Here is a 4,796-nt window from a genome sequence, read left to right as displayed (position 1 = left end):
ACGGAAGTTGGTCGAGCAAGGGAACACCCCCTTTTCCTCTGCCCCGCACTAAAATGCACTACCAATTTTTGGACAGGAACTTCCCTCAAGGCTGAATGACGGGTTAGGCGAAGGTCACTCCATCGAACAAATCAAGGGGCAAATGACCGTACATCTCGTTAATCCCTTCCGTAGTCTCTGACTGGCAGGCCACCAGCACCCCTCGATGGATTCCTTCATAATCACTAGCGTAGAGTAGCCCCGATGTTGGATTGTATTTGATATATGTGCTGCGAAGGGCGATCGCCCCTTCCTGATCCAACGGCAACGCAGAATCATCAACGGTATAGCCAAGTGCCTGGGCATAGGTCATCAGGGCACGATGACCCTGACTGAGCGAATCGGCACAGATGCCCAAAATTTGATAGTCCGAGTGGGCTACAACCATCCGTAATGCCTCCCGGGTTTGGCCGTAGGTTTCAGGGGTTGGGTCTGGGCTGAGGCAATCCCACTGGCTTAGACATTGATGGGCATCCGCGAGAGATAAGGGGCTGGGGCTAGACATAGAAAAATGAAACCGAAATCGAACTTTCTCTATTGTGAAGGATGGGAGGCTCCCATGGCGGGATCGATGAGTTAAGTCGGGCGATCGCAACTTGCTGTAAGATTTTGCAGGTAGCTCTTGGGGCGTGTATTCCCTTCCCCCTCCTGATCATGACTTCAGCCAAATCGAGATTTTCTGGACTGTTGCGGCTGTCTAAACGCCCCAGTCTCTCCACGCAGTTCATGCGGATTGGACTGGTGATTACGATCGCGTTTGTGGCGATCGCCCTATTGGCACCCCTACTACAATCCTGGGGATGGATTCAAGATCCCGTGGAGGCGTTGGCAAATCCAATTCACGAGCCACCCTCCACCGCCCACTGGTTTGGGACGAGTCGCCAAGGCTATGATGTCTTTTCCCGAACGCTGTTTGGCAGTCGGGCGGCACTGCAAGTGGTGGTGCTGGCGACCGTGCTGAGTATGGTGGTGGGTGTGCCCTTGGGGATGGTGAGTGGCTACCTGGGGGGACGGGTGGATCGGGTGCTGCTGTTTTTAATGGATGCGATCTATACGTTGCCGGGATTGCTGTTGTCCGTCACGTTAGCGTTTGTAGTCGGGCGAGGAATTTTGAACGCGGCGATCGCCCTGAGCATTGCCTATGTGCCGCAGTACTACCGCGTCGTCCGAAACCATACGGTCAGCATCAAAACGGAACTCTTTATCGAAGCGGCGCAGGCGATGGGTGCGCCAACCTGGGTCGTTTTATCCCGCTACCTGTTTCTGAACGTGATCCAAAGTGTGCCCGTGCTGTTTACCCTCAACGCGGCAGACGCGGTGCTGATTTTGGGAGGATTAGGCTTCCTGGGTTTGGGATTGCCCGAACAAACCCCCGAATGGGGAGCGGATCTCCGGCAGGCGCTGGATGCCCTCCCGACAGGGATTTGGTGGACAGCGCTATTTCCCGGACTGGCAATGACGTTCCTGGTAGTGGGATTGTCGTTGGTGGGTGAAGGGTTGAATGAGTTTGTGAATCCGCTGTTGCGGCGGGAACAGGAAGGTTGAGAAGGGGCGATCGCACCATGATTCAACAAGTAATCGGCATTGATTTGGGCGGAACGGCGATTAAGCTAGGACGCTTTGATGCGGAGGGGAATGGTCTGCAATCGGTGACGGTGCCGACACCGAGTCCGGCTACCCCAGAGGCCGTATTAGAGGCCATGTTAGGGGCGATCGCCCAGGTCGATCCAAACTCTGAAGGTAGCGCCATCGGAGTCGGGACCCCCGGCCCCGCCGATGCTGCCGGACGGGTCGCCCGGGTGGCGATTAATCTCCAGGACTGGTACAACGTGCCCCTGGCTGATTGGCTGGAGGCGAAAACGGGACTCCCAACGGTTCTTGCCAACGACGCGAACTGCGCTGGCTTGGGAGAATACTGGCTCGGAGCGGGACGCCCCTTCCAAAATTTGATTCTTTTGACCCTGGGGACGGGCGTTGGGGGTGCGATTATTTTGAACGGACAGCTTTTTGTCGGCCACAACGGCACAGCGGGCGAACTGGGGCTGATTACCCTCAATCCCGATGGCCCTCCTTGCAATAGCGGTAACCGAGGATCGCTGGAACAGTACGCCTCCGTCCAGGCCATCCGCCGCCGCACCGGACTAGAACCCCACGAACTGGGGCAAAAAGCGCAGGCTGGTGACCTAGAGGCGATCGCCTTTTGGCAAGACTACGGTCGGGATTTGGGGGCAGGGCTGACCAGCTTGATTTATGTCCTCACCCCAGAGGCCGTAATTTTGGGTGGAGGTGTGGCGGCCAGTGCGCCCTACTTTTTGCCGAGCGTGTGGGCGGAGATTGAACAACGGGTGTTGCCCAGTTCGCGGGAAGGACTTCAGATTCTGACAGCAACGTTGGGTAATCAGGCTGGAATGGTTGGGGCGGCAAAGCTGGCATGGCAACGGCTGAATGCGTGATCAATCCGTGGCTAAACTAAGGATTCCGTAAACGTTTTGCGATCTGATGGTGAGTTTTCCGGTTGGGTGCCGTTCTTTCGTGAATCTTGGGTAAGCTGATAGGGGCTGAGAGAGGGTTTCCCGCCAAGGGTGCTGAAAAGACGAGAGTTCCCCACACATGAGCATTATGATGAGTTGGTCTTCGTTGGCGTTTCTGATCATTGGCGCAGGGATTGGTGTAGTGGTTGGGCGCAGGTTAGGGCGATCGCCCCAGACCGATCGCGCGACTCATACCGCTGTCGATCCTGGCGTAGAGCATCCTGCTGCGGCTTCATCCCAAGATTTGGCAATACTGACTCAACTCAAACAAACGGAGCTGGCCTATCAAATGGCCTCGGAACTCAGCCAGTTTCAAGCTGGATTTTTAGCCCGCACGTCCCACGAACTGCGATCGCCTATTAATAGCGTGATCAGTTTGCATCAGCTCATCTTGGCGGATTTGTGCGAAAGTCCCGAAGAAGAGCGGGAGTACGTCGCTCAAGCCAGTGTGGCGGCACAACGGATGCTGGCAACCCTGGACGAACTGATTGCAATCTCTAAAGTGCAGCATGGTCGTATTGAGCTTCAGATGCAGCCCGTTAACCTGAAGCTGATTCTAGATGACGCCTACCAAATCACCCATCTCCAGGCCAAAAACCGCAATCTCCGCCTCCAGATCCAGCCCCCGACCACTGATGTGTATGTCTTGGCCGACCTGACCCGGTTGCGTCAGGTGGTGGTGAACTTAATCGATCGGGCGATCGCCCATTTGGACAGTGGTTATATCTACGTCATTGCTGAAGCTGAGCTGGATGCCGGGGTGGCGACAATTACCATCGCCGACGATCGCCCCGAGGCGGATTGGGCAGAGGCGATTGATCGGCTACAGTCTCCAGCTAAAACAGCCCAATCAGAAGACGCATCAGCGGCAACTTTTGGCACCCAGCTTTCCTATACGCCTCTACCCCCGGGTTTAACGCTGTTTGCCGACCGGACGCTGATGGAAGAAATGAACGGGACATTGGAGATTGTGCCCAACCCGAAGGGCGATCGCGGCTATGCGATCCAGTGCGCTATGCCGATCGTTGCACCGGAGGACTAGCAACTGCTGAACCTTATAGAATCAGGGCGGCCAGCGCTGCTGCAATCAAAATCGCGATGAGGACGTTAAATGCGCCTGCACCGCTCTCAGCCTCCTTCTTGGAGCCTTTGCTCTGCGAGATGTCTTTGTAGAAGTCGCAATTTAGGCAAACATAAACACTCTCACCATGATGAACCAGCGTATGCTGATGACATTTGGGGCATTCCCAGTAGTCGCTGGTACGGGCAGGGACATCGTGGTTGTGGGGAGAATTAACCATCCAATCACCTCTGATGACCAATCGGTTGAAGATACAGTTTGATACCGATACCCTGCTGCGATCGCTTTCCGTGAAGCTGAGCAAAGCATTTTACTGATGAATGAAGTGTTTCCCAACCCTATGGTATATCCGCCCTTCAAATCCCCAGAGCACTATTGCGTAATCCATAAAAAATGCAAGCTTACGTTAAAATTCGCCCCTGCATTGCTAAATTTGCAGCGGGAGGTTGCACCCACTCAAAACGTAATATCCCCTGCGGTCGATCTCTGCGAGAATGGCAAAGACCGTAATCGATAAGGAATGAGATCCAATGGATTCAATTGATTGGAGCAGCGTGATTCCCGCCGGATTTGCCCTTGTGATCTTTCTAGGTGGCATTATCATGCTGTTCTCTGGCATGTGGGAAGCCGGGAACCGCTAAGTTCCCGTTAATGCTGGTCAAGCACCAACTGTCCTAGGTTTGTTCCTGGATAATAGTTCGTCAAAATTTGCGTGTAGCCTACCCCTTGATTGGCAAGATCGAGCGCCCCCAGTTGGCTCATCCCAGCCCCTTGGAAGGCATCCATGACAATATCGTCCGAGGCGGCATACAGCGACTCAACAATACCCCCCTGATAGCTTACAAACTGCCCGGCAGTGGCATCCACGGCTCGCTTGATCCGGTCATCTTCCGCCGAAATGCCTTTATAAACCTGGTAGTACTCCGTTGCGCCGAGGTGATAAATGGAGTTGATGGGGCGAAAATAGTAGGTCAAGGCATAGGAGCGGGCAGCAACCGCTTGGGCTTTGAGCGCTTCGACATTCCAACTCGCCGAAACTTCGCTGCCGACAACGCTGTAGAGGTAGGTTTGCATATTCACAAAGTTCACCGCCCAAAGTTGGCCCCCGTCGGCAATCAGCAGCAGTCGTCCACGATAGGCGCGAT

General features: G+C 54.7%; 6 protein-coding genes. 3 read left to right on the top strand and 3 right to left on the bottom strand.

Annotation, left to right across the window (positions count from 1 at the left end):
* Positions 1-103: 103 nt before the first annotated feature.
* Positions 104-544, bottom strand: a complete 441-nt coding sequence (locus IGR76_03535; GenBank protein MBF2077597.1) for a DUF1824 family protein — start codon at positions 542-544, stop codon at positions 104-106.
* Positions 545-693: 149 nt separating this feature from the next.
* Between IGR76_03535 and IGR76_03530 the strand changes: the two genes are divergently transcribed.
* The 3 genes from IGR76_03530 (at position 694) to IGR76_03520 (ending at position 3,612) form a co-directional block, all read left to right on the top strand.
* A complete protein-coding gene (locus IGR76_03530; GenBank protein ID MBF2077596.1) occupies positions 694-1,584 on the top strand; it encodes an ABC transporter permease in 891 nt (296 codons plus the stop codon).
* Positions 1,585-1,601: 17 nt separating this feature from the next.
* Complete coding sequence (locus IGR76_03525) at positions 1,602-2,492, top strand: ROK family protein (protein MBF2077595.1); 891 nt, start codon at positions 1,602-1,604, stop codon at positions 2,490-2,492.
* A gap of 166 nt (positions 2,493-2,658) precedes the next feature.
* Positions 2,659-3,612, top strand: coding sequence for a sensor histidine kinase (locus IGR76_03520; GenBank protein MBF2077594.1), 954 nt, complete (start codon positions 2,659-2,661; stop codon positions 3,610-3,612).
* A gap of 13 nt (positions 3,613-3,625) precedes the next feature.
* On the opposite strand, the gene IGR76_03515 is transcribed toward IGR76_03520, so the two are convergent.
* Together IGR76_03515 and IGR76_03510 are read right to left on the bottom strand one after the other, a co-directional pair.
* Positions 3,626-3,871, bottom strand: a complete 246-nt coding sequence (locus IGR76_03515; protein MBF2077593.1) for a hypothetical protein — start codon at positions 3,869-3,871, stop codon at positions 3,626-3,628.
* Positions 3,872-4,299: 428 nt separating this feature from the next.
* Positions 4,300-4,796: SpoIID/LytB domain-containing protein (locus IGR76_03510; GenBank protein ID MBF2077592.1), on the bottom strand; the 497-nt coding region annotated here is incomplete at its 5' end.

This window comes from Synechococcales cyanobacterium T60_A2020_003, from assembly GCA_015272205.1.
GTDB lineage: Bacteria > Cyanobacteriota > Cyanobacteriia > RECH01 > RECH01 > JACYMB01.
Note: the sequence above shows the minus strand (reverse complement) of the source record. Positions and strands in the feature narration are given on the sequence as shown.